The 15,741-nt window shown below is 30.6% G+C and carries 15 protein-coding genes; 9 read left to right on the plus strand and 6 right to left on the minus strand.

The genetic code is table 11. The features are described from left to right. Nucleotides 1–131 precede the first annotated feature (131 nt). The gene (locus tag J3U20_RS02720) at nt 132–1,346 is read left to right on the plus strand and encodes an RsmB/NOP family class I SAM-dependent RNA methyltransferase (protein WP_160542303.1); all 1,215 of its coding nucleotides are present in this window, start codon (nt 132–134) and stop codon (nt 1,344–1,346) included. Here J3U20_RS02720 and coaE read toward each other — a convergent pair. Together coaE and trhA are read right to left on the minus strand one after the other, a co-directional pair. Next, entirely contained in the window at nt 1,339–1,938 is a 600-nt protein-coding gene (gene coaE, locus J3U20_RS02725; RefSeq protein ID WP_160542304.1) for a dephospho-CoA kinase, read from the minus strand. The genes J3U20_RS02720 and coaE overlap by 8 nt on opposite strands. A gap of 7 nt (nt 1,939–1,945) precedes the next feature. After that, the gene (gene trhA / locus J3U20_RS02730; RefSeq protein ID WP_160542305.1) at nt 1,946–2,572 is read right to left on the minus strand and encodes a PAQR family membrane homeostasis protein TrhA; all 627 of its coding nucleotides are present in this window, start codon (nt 2,570–2,572) and stop codon (nt 1,946–1,948) included. Nucleotides 2,573–2,726: 154 nt separating this feature from the next. Between trhA and hemG the strand changes: the two genes are divergently transcribed. The 8 genes from hemG to uvrB all read left to right on the plus strand — a co-directional run bounded on the left by hemG (nt 2,727) and on the right by uvrB (nt 11,001). Next, complete coding sequence (gene hemG / locus J3U20_RS02735) at nt 2,727–3,266, plus strand: menaquinone-dependent protoporphyrinogen IX dehydrogenase (protein WP_160542306.1); 540 nt, start codon at nt 2,727–2,729, stop codon at nt 3,264–3,266. Nucleotides 3,267–3,334: 68 nt separating this feature from the next. Then, entirely contained in the window at nt 3,335–4,210 is an 876-nt protein-coding gene (locus J3U20_RS02740) for a carbon-nitrogen hydrolase (RefSeq protein WP_160542307.1), read from the plus strand. Between the two features lie 24 nt (nt 4,211–4,234). After that, nucleotides 4,235–4,876, plus strand: coding sequence for a DUF4271 domain-containing protein (locus tag J3U20_RS02745; RefSeq protein WP_158254223.1), 642 nt, complete (start codon nt 4,235–4,237; stop codon nt 4,874–4,876). A gap of 6 nt (nt 4,877–4,882) precedes the next feature. Then, the gene (locus tag J3U20_RS02750) at nt 4,883–5,620 is read left to right on the plus strand and encodes a uroporphyrinogen-III synthase (protein ID WP_105297371.1); all 738 of its coding nucleotides are present in this window, start codon (nt 4,883–4,885) and stop codon (nt 5,618–5,620) included. 338 nt (nt 5,621–5,958) lie between these two features. Continuing rightward, entirely contained in the window at nt 5,959–7,092 is a 1,134-nt protein-coding gene (gene hemW / locus J3U20_RS02755; RefSeq protein ID WP_160542308.1) for a radical SAM family heme chaperone HemW, read from the plus strand. A gap of 28 nt (nt 7,093–7,120) precedes the next feature. Then, on the plus strand, nt 7,121–7,942 hold the full coding sequence (murI, locus tag J3U20_RS02760) for a glutamate racemase (RefSeq protein WP_105297369.1): 822 nt from the start codon (nt 7,121–7,123) through the stop codon (nt 7,940–7,942). A gap of 152 nt (nt 7,943–8,094) precedes the next feature. Beyond that, the gene (locus tag J3U20_RS02765; protein ID WP_160542309.1) at nt 8,095–8,715 is read left to right on the plus strand and encodes a bifunctional nuclease family protein; all 621 of its coding nucleotides are present in this window, start codon (nt 8,095–8,097) and stop codon (nt 8,713–8,715) included. A gap of 279 nt (nt 8,716–8,994) precedes the next feature. Next, nucleotides 8,995–11,001 carry an excinuclease ABC subunit UvrB gene (gene uvrB / locus J3U20_RS02770; protein ID WP_160542310.1) on the plus strand — a complete coding sequence of 669 codons (2,007 nt, stop codon included), beginning with the start codon at nt 8,995–8,997 and terminating at the stop codon, nt 10,999–11,001. A gap of 394 nt (nt 11,002–11,395) precedes the next feature. On the opposite strand, the gene J3U20_RS02775 is transcribed toward uvrB, so the two are convergent. The 4 genes from J3U20_RS02775 to J3U20_RS02790 all read right to left on the minus strand — a co-directional run bounded on the left by J3U20_RS02775 (nt 11,396) and on the right by J3U20_RS02790 (nt 15,554). Continuing rightward, a complete protein-coding gene (locus tag J3U20_RS02775) occupies nt 11,396–11,986 on the minus strand; it encodes a hypothetical protein (RefSeq protein WP_160542311.1) in 591 nt (196 codons plus the stop codon). A gap of 548 nt (nt 11,987–12,534) precedes the next feature. Continuing rightward, the gene (locus J3U20_RS02780) at nt 12,535–13,485 is read right to left on the minus strand and encodes a hypothetical protein (RefSeq protein WP_160542312.1); all 951 of its coding nucleotides are present in this window, start codon (nt 13,483–13,485) and stop codon (nt 12,535–12,537) included. A 537-nt stretch (nt 13,486–14,022) separates the two neighbouring features. Further along, the gene (locus J3U20_RS02785) at nt 14,023–14,499 is read right to left on the minus strand and encodes a hypothetical protein (protein WP_160542313.1); all 477 of its coding nucleotides are present in this window, start codon (nt 14,497–14,499) and stop codon (nt 14,023–14,025) included. Between the two features lie 14 nt (nt 14,500–14,513). Further along, complete coding sequence (locus J3U20_RS02790; protein WP_160542314.1) at nt 14,514–15,554, minus strand: RHS repeat domain-containing protein; 1,041 nt, start codon at nt 15,552–15,554, stop codon at nt 14,514–14,516. Nucleotides 15,555–15,741: the final 187 nt, after the last annotated feature.

The raw sequence follows: 15,741 nt of genomic DNA on the forward strand, positions 1-15,741 counted from the left end.
AGTTTTATTTATTTTGTAGTTAAGTAATTACTGTTATAATACAATTGTATTTTTTATTGTGCAAAGCATTAGCTTAAATATTGATACATGTTATAATTAACCTATATATTTGCAAATATTTTTCATACGAAATGATTCCAAAGATAAAGTTACACAGAAATTTAATAATAGGTTTACATAAAGCCTTAGAAGAAAGTTTTTTCGAGCCCAATAAATACGCGGACAAGGTGCTGGAAAGAACTCTGAAATTCAATAAAAAATGGGGCAGCAAAGACCGTGGCTTTGTTTCTGAATCATTTTATGAGATTATACGCTGGAAAAACCAATTGGAATTTTTTGCAAATAAGAAGCTATCTCCCGAATCAATAGATAATATAATCGCCACGTATTTACTCCGTAATAAAATTGAGCTTCAACCTTTTCCTGAATTCGAAAAAGTTTATATAAAAAAGATTAAGGATCGTTTTAAACTTCCCTTTCCCACTCTAGCCATAAAATATTCTATTCCTGAATGGATGCAAAGAGTGTTGGAATCAGAATTGGGCGATTCATGGAGCCAAGAAATAAAAGCATTAAATGTTCCGGCACAAACTATCTTAAGAGCTAATACTCTTAAAATCACAGCAGAAGAACTTAAAGACGTTTTGAGTGAAGAAAATATAAATGTTGATTTTATCAGGGGATACAAAAATGCTCTTATAATGGAAGAGAAGAAAAATATTTTCAAAACACAAGCTTTTAAAGACGGTTTATTTGAAATTCAAGATGCGTCTTCACAAAGAGTGGGAGAATTTGTTGACGTAAAACCCGGGATGAGAGTTATCGATTCATGTGCAGGAGCCGGTGGTAAAACATTACAACTTGCTGCTTTAATGGAAAACAAAGGCCAAATTATTGCCATGGATATTCATGAATGGAAATTGCAAACGTTAAAACAAAGAGCTCGCAGAAATGGTGCTCACAATATACAAACTAAAGTTATTGAAGATTCTAAAACATTAAAAAGACTAGAAAATAGCGCAGATAGAGTACTCATTGACGCTCCGTGTTCCGGTTTGGGTGTGTTAAGACGTAATCCGGATGCAAAATGGAAATTAAATGAAGAATTTATTAGCCGTGTTAGGGAAGAACAAAGACAAATCTTGCAAAACCATTCCAAACTTGTTAGAAAAGACGGAATCTTAGTTTATGCAACTTGTTCCATTTTACCATCTGAAAATTCTTTACAAGTAGAAAACTTTTTGAAAGAAAACTCCAATTATCAGTTGATTGAAGAGAAAAAATTGATGCCCTCCGTTTGTGGTTTTGATGGGTTTTATATGGCTAAAATCGTGCGAACTAGCTAGTCTGTTTGCATTTGATTTTTAAGATATTGACGGTTTGAATTACCTGATTCTTTAAATTTTCATAATCCGAATCATTATTTATATGAAAGGTGGATAATTTTACAATTTTACTCTGAGGCCATTGATGTTGAATACGTTCTTTAACTTCAGTTTCGGATAAATGATCTCTGGATAGTATTCTTTGCATCCGTAGAGGATCGGGAGAAGTAACAGCTATCGTAAAATCGCAATCCTTGTAAGAACCACTTTCAAATAAAATGGCTGCTTCTTTGATTCCAAATAGGGCATTCTGTTTACTTTTCCATAACTGAAAGTCGTGTTGCAAAGCAGTATGAACTAAAAGATTCTGCTTTTTAAGAAGTTCTTTATCGGTAAAGATTTTTTTTGCTATATATTTTCGGTTCAATGTGTCTCCTTCATAAGCCTCTTGCCCTAAAAGTGAAATTATATTCCTTTTGAGCTCATCATTTTCAACCATTAGTTCCTTTGCTCTTGTATCGGAATTAAACACCGGAAAACCAAAATCTTCAAATAAATTGGCTACCGTCGATTTTCCTACCCCCATTCCTCCTGTTAATCCAACTATTTTCATTAAAAATTTATATAATATAGTATACCATGGCGTAATGGGATGCGCTTCCTCCTAAAACAAATAAATGCCATATAAAATGAGCATAAGGCATCTTATCCCTTGCATAAAATATAGTTCCCAGAGTGTACAAAATTCCTCCCAGAACTAAAAAAATCAAAGCCTGAGAAGTCATAGAATTTGCGATATTCTTTATGTCGAATACCAAAAGCCAACCCATAACCAAATAAAGAAGTAAAGATAACTTATCAACCTTGCCGGTCAAAAAAATTTTCATGATAATACCTAAAGCTGCTATGGTCCAAACGATAGTAAAAAGCGTCCATCCCGAACTTTTTTCCAATGTGATCAGACAAATCGGCGTATACGTTCCTGCAATAAGTAAAAATATGCTCATGTGATCTAAAACGCGAGCTTTTTTCTTCCAATTTTCATTCACAAAAAAATGATAGATGGTTGAAGAGGTATATAAGATGATGAGCGAAAGACCAAACGTCCAAATGCTTAAGGTACTGTATATACTACTATTATTATTTTTTACTAATAGAAATATTAGTCCGACAATACCCAATACAATTCCCATTCCATGCGAAATAGTATTTAAAATTTCTTGTTTATCTCTGGCTATTTGAGTCATTACCTTTAACTTTTAACAAAGTTACTAAATATATTTATCTGAAATTTAATTTTGTAATTTTTAACACTTCTTATTCATAAAAGCTTTATTCATACATACCGGCTATTACATTTATTATAAGTAATTTTGCAGTCACTAAAAACTTTATTGTCATATGTCATCAAAAGAAAAAAAAGTTTTGATTATATATTCTTCTACCGATGGTCATACCATTAAAATTTCCAAGTTCATTGCTGCTAATTTAAAGGCGACGGTAACTATAGTATCAATTAATGATCCAATTCCCTCTCTTTCTAACTTTGATGGTGTAATTATCGGGGCTAGTATTCGGTATGGATTCCACAGAAATAAAGTAAAAAAATATATCAATACTCATTCTCAAGAACTCAATTCGATGCCGAATGCTTTTTTCTCAATAAGTTTAATATCGAGAAATAAAGAAAGAAGATTGGTTGAAAATAATCCATACGCTAAAAAATTTTTAAATAAAATTAAATGGAAACCAAACCTTATAGGTTTATTTGGTGGCTTATTAAATTATCCTGCCTATTCAACTTTTGACAGGCTCATGATTCAGCTTATTATGACAATGACTAAAGGTCCTACAGATTCTTCAACCGTAATAGAATATACAGATTGGAAACAGGTTAAAAATTTTGCCAACGAGTTTAATTCTCAAATTGATGCCATTTGAACACTATAATTTATAAAATATAACTTATTTTTGTAAGTGAAAAAACCTTGAAAATATATTTTTAAGTAATGGCAAAAGTAAAAATCGGATTGGTACAATCCAGCTGTTCCAATAATATTGAGAATAACATAGAGAAAGCAATTGAAGGAATTAAAAAAGCAGCTTCACAAGGTGCTCAAATAGTTTGTCTTCAAGAGTTATTTACATCCCTATATTTTTGTGATGTTGAAAATTACGATAATTTTAAAATAGCTGAAACTATTCCCGGCCCAACTACGGACCGATTGGGAAAAGTAGCAGCTGAATTAAATGTAGTTATTGTTGCTTCTCTTTTTGAGAAAAGAGCGAAAGGATTATACCATAATACTACTGCAATTATTGATGCCGATGGTCAATATTTGGGAAAATATCGCAAAATGCATATTCCTGATGATCCTGCATATTATGAAAAATTTTATTTTACTCCGGGTGATTTAGGATACAAGGTTTTTCAAACCAAATATGCTAAAATTGGAGTATTAATTTGTTGGGATCAATGGTATCCCGAAGCTTCTCGTATTACGGCTTTATTGGGTGCTGAAATTCTATTTTATCCTACAGCTATTGGTTGGGCTTCTACTCAAGATGAAGATACCAACATCGAACAATATAATGCATGGCAAACCATTCAGAGAAGTCATGCAATTGCCAACGGAGTGCATACAGTAAGTGTTAATCGTGTGGGATATGAACAAGACGGCGCGATGAAATTTTGGGGTGGTTCTTTTGTTTCTAATCCGTTCGGCACTATTTTACAACAAGCTTCTCATGAAAACGAAGAGGTTATGGTTGTGGAAATTGAAACCGAACAATCTGACAGTTACCGAGTGCATTGGCCTTTTTTAAGAGATCGCCGTATTGACTCTTATTCTCCTATTACCAAACGTTTTATTGATGAAGATTAATTTATAGAATAAATCATCTAAATTTTGGAAATAACAAAAATACCTTTAGGGGACAATCTGGTAAATTTTATTCTCTTAGGATCTTTACTATTATTGATTATTTCGAGATTTTTATTAATTCCTAAAGATGAACCCATTTTCCGTTTTAGGTCCATACCTACCGAAAATGAGAATTTTACTTTGTATGTTGCTATATGTAGTTTTGTTTATACGGTTATTTTGGCTTTAACTCTTCTTCCTTTTTTTACGGTAGTAATTCCTTTTTATAATACGGAAGCTTTAAAATTAATCTCATTATTTGTAATTTTAACTATATATCAAGTATCTTCTTATACATTAGGAAACGGCTTTCTTTTGATATTAGGAAAAAACAAAGAATATCAGATTAATTATAATAATCGATTTATCTTTTTGTTTATCAAATTGTTTATTACAATACTACTTTGTTTTACAATATATTATACAGATATTTCGGTTCAATATGCTCCTTATCTTGTGGTAGGAACGCTATCATTTTTACTGGTTACTGAATGGATTTGGCTGATGTTCTTCATTAAAAATCAAATAAAACTTCCTGGTTATTATGAATTTTTGTACCTTTGCGCTTTCGAAATCTTACCGGCACTATATGTTTTAAAATTAGTGTTTTTAGGAGATAAATTTTAATTTATTATGAAAATAAAATCCGTTTTAATCTCTCTATCAAAGCCCGCTGGCGATAGTTCACCATATTTTGACATTGAAAAAAAGCATAAAATAAAAATTGATTTTTGTCCTTTTATCCATGTGCAGGGCGCTGATGCAAAAGATGTTAGATTACAAAAAATCGATTTTTCTAATTTTACCGCAATCATATTTACCAGCCGCAATGCGATCGATCATTTTTTTAGACTGGCCGATGAAATGCGATTTACGGTACCCGATTCCATGAAATATGTTTGTCAATCTGAGGCTATTGCTTTATATCTTCAAAGATATATTGTATACCGAAAAAGAAAAATCTATTTTGGAGAGAAAGAGGCGGAAGATATGATTCCTCTTTTGAAGAAGAACCCTAATGAAAAATATCTTTTACCAACTTCTGACGTGCTTAACCAGGATATCCCTGATGCATTAGACAAATCGGGAGTAGATTATACCCGAGCTATACTTTTCCGTACAGTAAGTAGCGATGTGGCTTCACAAATTAAAGATATTAAAGAATACGATGCTTTGGTATTTTTTAGTCCTTCCGGTATCAAATCCTTATTTGATAATTATAAAGATTTTAAACAAGATTCCATAAGTATCGGTATATTTGGCCATTCCACCAAACAAGCTGCTGAAGAAGCAGGATTAACTGTTAACTTCTTTGCACCAACCAAAGAAAGTCCATCAATGGCAAAAGCTTTGGATGATTTTTTACAATAAATTTATAAAATATATAAAGCTCAAGTTTAAAATTAAATTTGAGCTTTTTTTACTTTATTTTAGTTCTTACTTGCATATTGACTTTACGTTACTTATTTCCTATTATAATACTTTTAAGACAATTTACCTCTTTAGCTTCCGATATCAATAAAACTCATTCATTAAAATACACTTTTTTTAACTTTCTACTTTTTATAACTGAATTTAATCTAGATTAAACTATTTATTAGGTATTAGGACGTAATGATTCGCTTAAAAATCATTTATAAATCCAAGTTAATTTAATTAAAGTGATTCAACATTTCCTTGAGTTATAATATCTTTGCAAAGATTTTACTATGTCAGGACTTTATATTCATATTCCTTTTTGTGTAAAAAAATGTAATTATTGTAATTTTCATTTTTCAACTCAATTCAACTATAAATCACAATTGATACAAGCTATAGGTAAAGAATTGATTATAAGAAAAAATGAATTGATTAGCCCCATTGAGACCATATATTTTGGTGGTGGAACTCCTTCAATCCTTAATTATAAAGAACTTGAATACTTATTTACTATTATTAAGGAACATTACGATATGTCTGAAACTAAGGAAATTACTTTTGAAGCAAATCCGGATGATTTATCTGTAGAATATCTTCACTTCCTCAAAAATCAAACTCCTGTAAATCGACTAAGTATAGGCATTCAATCTTTTATTGATGAGGATATCAAATTTATGAATCGAAACCACAATGCAGACGAAGCAATTCAATCTATTCGATCCGCTCAAGATATTGGTTTTAACAATATTACGATAGATTTGATTTATGGGGCACAAACTACTACCCATGAAAGATGGATGTATACTCTTGAAAAAGCTATCTCTCTAGGAATTCCTCATATTTCATCCTATGCGCTTACAGTTGAACCAAAAACCGCTTTTGAAGCTCAAATCAGAAAAAATAAACTTCCACCAATTGATGAGGAAAAACAAGCGATTCAATTTGAAACGCTTAGAAATAAATTAATTGAGCATAAGTATATCCAATATGAATTTTCAAATTTTGGTAAAGAAACGTTTTTTTCTCAACATAATACTTCCTATTGGAAAAATAAACCTTATTTGGGAATAGGACCTTCCGCCCACTCTTATAATGGAATAGATAAAAGATGCTGGAATGTTTCCCATAATATAAAATACCTTAAAGCAATCGAAAATAATATACTCAATTATGAGGAAGAGGTAATTAGTGAAAAAGATCGTTTTAATGAAAAAATCATGTTGGGACTACGTACCCTTTGGGGGATCAATATCGATGAATTGGAGAAAGAATTTTCATCTTCTTTGATGAAACACTTTTATAAAGAATTAAAGAAACTGGAAGCAACTAAAAAAGTAAGAATATCCAATCAAATAGTAACTATTCATCCGGAATCTTTATTTTTTACGGATGGAATTATTGCCCAATTTTTTTTCATTGATTAATAACTTATAAACACTTATTTTTGCACCAATGAAAGAAGAAGATCGACCTATTGGTATTTTTGACTCCGGAATGGGAGGACTTACTATTGCGAAGGAAATAAAACGATTGTTACCTCATGAAAGTCTAATTTATTACGGAGACTCAAAACATTTGCCTTATGGAGATAAATCTAAAGAAGTTATAACCGAATATTCGATAAAAATAACTAAATTTTTACTCGAAAATAATTGCAAAGCTATTGTTATTGCTTGTAATACTGCCACTGCCAACGCTTTGAAAGAAGTAATTGCTTTGGCAAATGAAAAAAATGTGCCGGTATATGATGTTATTTCACCCGTAGCTGAAAAAGTAGCCTTCACTTTTAATCAAAATGTAGGTGTGTTAGCCACCAAATCTACCATTTCTTCTCATATTTATAAAAAAAGCATTCAAAAACTAAATCCACATATTAATGTTCATGAACTAGCTGCTCCCCTGCTGGTTCCGGTAATTGAAGAAGGTTTTAATAATCATGAAATATCTTCTATAGTTCTTAAAACGTATTTAACTAATAAAAAGCTACAAAATATAGATTCTTTAATTTTAGGGTGTACTCATTATCCTATCATTATTAATGAAGTTAAAAATTTCTATTTAAATAAAATACAAGTTATTGATTCTCCACTGATCGTTGCCAATTACATTAAACAAGACCTTGAAAATAAAAAATTGACTTCACAATCTAAAAATCCTTTGTATGAATTTTATGTTTCCGATTTAACGCCTACTTTTTCTAAATTGGCAAAGAAATTTTTTGGAAGCTGCATACATCTTAAAATTGTTGATATTTTTAATATTATTAGAAATTAATTTATCAATAAAAAAGGATTTTATTAATTTATATAAAGAAAAGTTCCTTTATACCCCTAAAATAAATATCTATTAAAAAATTCTAAAAAAAATTCGTAAATTGCATTGTTATTTCAGTATTTACTATGTTTTCATTGAGTAATATATAATTTATGGATCTAATTCGACTACATATTAGAGGTATTTCAGAAAGCTTAACTCAATCCGAAGCTTATGCTCTTATTTTAGAAGAAGATTTTGGTAAAAGGAAAATTCCTGTAATTATAGGAAAATTTGAAGCACTATCCATTGCTTTTGCATTAGAAAAAACTGTTACTCCTCCCCGACCAATTACTCATGATTTATTTACTAACTTTGTAAAAACTTTACATTTTGTTGTAAAAGCTGTTTTTATATATAAATTGAAAGACGGAGTATTTTATTCCAATATTTTATTTCAAAACATAGATACCGATGAGGAAATTGAAATAGATTCTCGCACTTCTGATGCCATTGCATTAGCCGTGCGTTTTGAAGCTCCCGTGTATGCCACTAAAGAAATTTTGGAAAAAGCAGGGGTATATATGGAAATGAATGAAGAAGAATTATCCAATGAATCAACTTTTGAAAAGGCGTTAGATACCATTGAAAATCAATTGAATATCAATGATATTGAAGATTCATTCGCCCATTTAACCGATTTCGAGATTAATGATTTAATTTCTAAAGCTATAGAAAATGAAGATTATGAGACTGCAGCGAAATTAAGAGATGAACTCGTTAAACGAAAATAAACTATCTCACAACTTGTTTAAATTTATTATTATTTTATAATATTTTAACATCTTTTAATTGATTATTATTTATAAATTTAAGTTTCAAACTTTAAATTTATTATCTTCCTTATTTAAGTAAATAAAACATTACTTAATTTAATGTAATATTTTTTTTGAAACCTAGGTTTCAAATGATAATTAATGCCTTAATATATTTGTTTTTATACAGAAAAAAAACCTTTTTTAGTAAAAAGAGTACTATCAATATATATTTTATTACATTTATATTTTTAATATATGAAATTTCAAGTAGTTTCTCAATTTAAGCCTACAGGCGACCAGCCTCAGGCTATTGAATCACTTTCCAAAGGAATATTAAAAAATGAAAAGTATCAAACTCTATTAGGAGTAACTGGTTCGGGTAAAACCTTCACTATTGCCAATGTGGTTGAAAAAATTCAACGTCCGACTATCATCCTGGCGCATAATAAAACGTTGGCTGCCCAACTTTATATGGAATTTAAAGAATTCTTTCCAAATAATGCAGTAGAATATTTTGTTTCATATTACGATTATTATCAGCCTGAAGCATTTATGCCTACTACCAATACGTATATAGAGAAAGATTTGTCCATTAATGAAAATCTTGAAAAATTACGTTTAAGCGCTACTTCTGCCCTGCTTTCCGGCAGACGAGATGTATTGGTGGTTTCATCTGTTTCTTGTTTATATGGTATTGGAAATCCGGTAGAATTTAAAAGTAGCATGGTTTCATTAAAAGTGGGTCAGGCTATTTCAAAAACTAAATTACTGCAATCTTTGGTAAATGCTTTATATTCTCGCTCTGAAATCAATTTTGGAAGAGGAAATTTTAGAGTCAAAGGGGATGTAATCGATGTTTTTCCTGCTTATTCAGATACAGGAATACGAATTCAATTTTTCGGAAATGAGATTGAACGTATTGAAAATGTTGATTATGTTTCTAATAATGTAATTGATTCTATTGAAAGTATCAATATATATCCGGCTAACCTATTTGTGACTTCTCCGGAAACATTAAATAATGCTATACGAAACATACAAATTGATTTAGGTAAGCAGGTCGACTATTATAATGAAGTAGGTAAAAATCTGGAAGCTCACCGTTTAAAAGAACGAACTGAATTTGATCTGGAAATGATTAAAGAGTTAGGATATTGTTCGGGAATAGAAAATTATTCTCGATACCTCGATGGTCGTCTACCCGGAACCCGACCTTTCTGTTTATTAGACTATTTTCCTGAAGATTATTTAATGGTAATTGATGAAAGTCACGTTACTTTACCTCAGGTTCATGCCATGTACGGAGGAGACCGAAGCAGAAAAGAAACGTTGGTAGAACATGGTTTCAGACTTCCTGCTGCACTTGACAACCGTCCTTTAAAATTTGAGGAATTTGAAATGATGCAGAATCAGGTCATTTATGTTAGCGCTACTCCTGCTGATTATGAATTGCAGAAAAGTGAAGGTATATACATTGAACAAATTATTCGTCCGACCGGATTACTGGACCCTATAATTGAAGTGAGACCTTCTTTAAATCAAATTGATGATCTGATGGCTGAAATTCAAAAAAGAATTGAAGAGGATGAAAGGGTATTAGTTACTACGCTAACTAAACGTATGGCGGAGGAATTAACTAAATATCTTACGAAATTTGGAATTAGAACTCGATTTATTCATTCAGATATTGATACGTTGGAACGTGTTGAAATTATGCAGGATTTACGTATTGGTAAATTCGATGTTTTAGTTGGTGTAAATTTATTACGTGAAGGATTAGATCTTCCAGAAGTTTCTTTAGTTGCTGTACTTGACGCCGATAAAGAAGGTTTTTTACGTTCGCATCGTTCTCTAACGCAAACCGCGGGTAGAGCCGCTCGTAATATTCACGGTAAGGTTATTATGTATGCGGATAAAATGACGGATAGCATGAAAAAAACGATCGATGAAACTGCCAGAAGAAGGGAAATTCAAAATCAATATAATTTAGAACATCATATTACTCCTCAACCATTAAATAAAAAAATAACCAATATTTCCATTAATAATTTGGACAATGAAGTGAAATCATATGCTCCAAGACATGAAATTAAAAAAGTGGCAGAAGATGAACCTCAATATAAATTAGAAGATTTAGAAAAAATTATTTCTAAAAAACAAAAAGAAATGGAAAAAGCTGCTAAAAATTTAGATTTCTTAACGGCTGCTCAATATAGAGACGAAATACAGGCTTTAAAGGATAAAATGAATTTATCTAATTAAATAGTATTTTTTAGTAATACATCTATTTTATTAGAAAATAGCAGCTTAAAAAAATATATATAATTATTAAACGGGATTAGATTGATTATTGGATTAATTAAAAATCTTCATTGAATATTTTTTTTCCTATGATAAAAATTAGGGATAGAGTTAACATTAACAATACATACTATGGCTATAAACTGAAAAAGTTTTTTTAATATGTGATGGATGATTGAATATCTTTTATTTTGAAACTTTTCTAATTTGAAATTATTGAACTTTTTCTATTTTATTTGTTACGAAATATTATGATTTCATTTAGAATTCATAATTCCGGATTTTTATATAAATATCATAAAACCCCGTTATAAAGCGGGGTTTTCATATTTTAAAAATTAATATTAGTTAATAGTTATTTCCCCTCTAGACATTTAGCTATCTTTTCTTCTCGATTTCCATCCTCATCCATTGAACACTTATATTTCATCTTTATAGAAGCTAATGTTGTTTTCTCATAAGAATCACCATTTTTAATATAATACACTTTTTTTTGAGCATGATCGTCTCCGGGTAATTTATCAGTCATATCAATCGTTTGAACTTTTACTAAAGCATATAATTTATTCGGAACAATTTCTTTGCTTAATTGAACTTCATTTTCAATTAAAATAGGTCTATATGTAGCGATTTTAGTTTCTCTACCAAACATTTTTGATCTGGTTTCAAATTCTATTTTATCTATATTTTCTACATTTATTTCTTCACTTTTTCCACCTTTAGCTTTTGTAGGTGTAAAAGATATCTCCTTCATGTATTTTTTATTTTTTTTACCGAAGCCTACTCCATTTATACCTAATCTAGACCGCTGATCATTAATATAAGCTTTACCTTCTTTTAATTCTCCATTTTTTAAATAAACTTTTGCCGGAAGAGCTAATTTGTTAAATTGTCCATATGAAAACATACTAAATGTTATCATTAATAATAATAAAATTTTTTTCATAATGTTATTGTTTGTTTATATAAATTTTAGATTAAATAAATTTTAGTAGATATCTTGAAAATGTTTTATAGTAGCGATATTTTTTTAAGATTTTAATTTATATAGTTTAACTCCATATAAAGATCAATTCACAATTCAATAAATTTTTAAAATAGCCGACAAATATATAATTTTTATAGATAAATTTTATATTGATTAAAATTATTCAATTAAAATATTTATAAAAGTAATGTTCAATCCTTTAATTAGCAGTCCACTGTTACGATCATAACTTAGATTTATACTTAATTTTCGTTACTTAAATTATAGATTTAGAGAGTAATAAAAAAAATCAAGCAAATTACTTAGCGGACATAGAAGTATTTATTTGAAAATTATACTTAAAAATTAATATATAGGTTCTTCTGCTCCTAAATTTTCAACTAAATTTACATTATATTGATCTTTTTTACACACTATTTCCGAATTAGAATTATTATCTAATTTTATAACAAACTCACATTCTTTTTCTATATCTTTTTTTATACATTTTTAATTTATTATCAACTTTATCTCCTACTAATATTAGGATGATAATAATACTGCATTTTCTCATAGTTCACATTGCCGATTCCTATCCCTGCTCTTAAGGCTGTATTCTGAGAACAACAGAAGCCTTCCCCGTTTACGTAATCATCATTGTCTTTTCCGTTATACGGTACTTCAAAGTACGCATAGTTCCCTTTTAAGTCTTCAATGCTTCTTTGGTATTTCGCTTTCCAGTTGATCGTTACTCCGGGTACGGTTGATCCTGCATATTCTATTCTTCTCGGATCTGCGCCAAAGCTTTCTATATCTCCCAATTTACTTACTATTCGTTGACTTCCTGCGTAGTAATGTTTGGTATATTTTCCATTAGGACTTACTACTAAGTATGGGTTAATATAGGCCGTGAATCCTTGTGTTTCGGTATTCCCGCCTGAGAATAAGGAATTGATATACACTTGTTCGCTCTCGCCGCTTGTTTTGATTACTCGTTCTCCTGAAGCATCGTATACATAGTTACTTACATAGCCATTATCATCTATTGACATTAATCGGTTTTCTTCATCCCAGCGTAATTTCCTTTCTTGCGTTTGGCTGGTTTTTCTTAAATCCTTCTTCTCTAATTCTACATTTACATAGGTTAGATTTCCGTTTAAATCATAGTGATAATTCTTGTGCTCTTGGCGTTTTTCTTCTTCTTTACTTTCTTCTTCTCTGTAATTTATGTCTTGAACGGTTTTTATTTGATTCTTTTTCGTTGAATCGTAGGTATACGATAAGTCATAACCTGCTTTTAATCCGCCTTCAATCATTATGCCTTGTTGACTTACCTGTTGGTTTTTGCTTACTATATTATGTAAGTTATCGTAGCCCATTTGTAAGCGGTATGCGGCCGTTTTGTTATCCGCTCCTGTGTAACTTCCTTGTGTTTGTAATAAGCGGTAAAGTCCATCATAGGCATAGTCATGTTGCATTTGTCACCCATAGTCTTTTGGTTGTCTTGAGGTAGCGGGGCTTGGTTGGATACGCTTAATACATTGCTAACAGCGTCATACGTATATTTGTTACTAATGATCTGAGTTCTTACTCCTGATCCTTGCGTTTTTGGTGATACCCAAACTTGTAATTTTACACCTAGTAGAATTCATTGTTAGTGACCTGATTTTTTCGTTAAATTAACCCTTTTTCATCATGACATCCCCAAAAAAGTCTTTAAACCTAAGGATTTCTTAGTTACTTTAGAAAAGCTTAAAACTATTCCTGACTACGAAAACTTAGGCTTTACTCTTAAATCTAATTTTAAAATTACCCAAACGGTTTTACTGGCAGAAATCTCTTTCCCTAATTACACAGAACACAATCAATGGGATATTTATAATTTTTTTGCTTTCATTCGCTCCCTTATTCCTAAGTATGAGTTAGAGTTGTTAGATTTACTTAACAAAGAACTTTAAAAGAAAAACCCCGATTAATACGGGGTTTTTATTTATTAATTTAGATAGAAGATATATTTACATCTTTTCTACTCTAAATTTTAATGTATCTATTTTTACATGAAATGCTCTAGCCTCTCCCGTTCTAGTGCCAGCACTAGTACTCCATGGATAATAAATAGAATCATTTTTTATAATAAACACTCTTTGCAATATTCCCCAAGACATCTTTTTTGTCTTAGCACAAGAAGTAAATACAAAAAATATATCTCTTATAATTCCTCCTTTAGATGATATTTTACAAGGACAATCTATATTCATATTATAGCATTCTACAAAAGGCGGAGAATACCATAAAGTATCTCCTTTAGATGATATTTTAGGGGGTTCTTTATAGTTATATACTTCCTTAAACTTATTTCTTACATCTGAGGGCAATTCCTGATAAGTTATTTCTGTATAATCATCATTTCTAACCGGCCAGAACCATATAATAAATGATGTGCAGAATATAAAAACTAACAAAAGTATTATTACTGATTTCTTTACTTTCATAATATAATTCTTTATTATTTCAAGTCTTTCTCTACCTTGGGATACCAAACGTTTACATTTGCATCTGCATGTCCACAATGATTAGACATTCCACAACCAAACATATCTATTTTTAACTGATCTTTATATTCTATACGTGAATTTGCATCTTGATAAAATTCATTTGTCAAAGCGCCTGAACCTGTAATTCCCTGACCTGCTCCAGCTACAAGATCGACTTTCGAATCTACTTGAATGGAATTAATATGAAGCTGTTCAACAGGTGTTAAACTATATGCCGACTCATTAACTATGGTAGGAACGTTAACCATCACTAAGTTTATAGCAGGTATTTCATCTAACTCTCCTTTACTTACCATTAAAGATAAGGCTTTATATACATCTTTTGCTACTACTCTGGCCACGTTAGCTCCATGACTATGACCTCCAATAGCAATGCCTTTTCCTCTGTATTTTCCTCCTGAAATATTATTCTTAATAGATTTTATAACATCTTTTGCTATTCTATGTCCTGCACTAATTCTTCCTTCTTTTCCGTTCCAAAATGCATTATCTCTACTGAATAAACTTCCTGACCATCCCCATGAATCAAATGTACCAAACCTTGCTTTAAACTTATCTTCAAAACTTCCTTTAAAGTAGGTATTTGCATCCCAATCACCTGTTCCATGCATAAAATGCGCTTGCTTACCATTAGGATCTACCATTGTTATAGGGTTTTGATAGGTGTATCCATACGTATTTAAGTTAAATGAGTTGAAGACTCCTCTGTTGTGTTGACCGTCTATGTAGTGTTCTACTTCCATCATCGGATTATATCCGCTTAATGGATCCGCACTTAACCATACACTCTCTCTTGGATTATAATATCTCGCTCCGTAATAATACAGTCCTGTTTCTTCATCTAACTCTTTTCCATTAAACAAGTAAGGGGTATTCAAACTGTTGTTTCTCTCCTCTATAAACACTTCTCCAAACGGTACATATTCTACATGCTGCACTATTTCGCCATCTAAGTTAGTGATAAATGAGTAACAATGTTGTGAAAAATACATTGGAAGGCGTATGGGTAAAAGTCACAAAGCTTTTTCTACTCGTTTAAATTTGTTGTCAGCGACATACCTCTTTTATTCATACTTAATCTAAATTTTATGACAACAAATTTAAAGTCGAAAACAAAAACCCCAAAGAGTTTCTAACCTCCTTAGTAAAGATTACATCTAATCCTTATTAACAAAACCT

The sequence above is a fragment of the Apibacter sp. B3919 genome, assembly GCF_026537405.1.
Taxonomy (GTDB): Bacteria; Bacteroidota; Bacteroidia; order Flavobacteriales; family Weeksellaceae; genus Apibacter.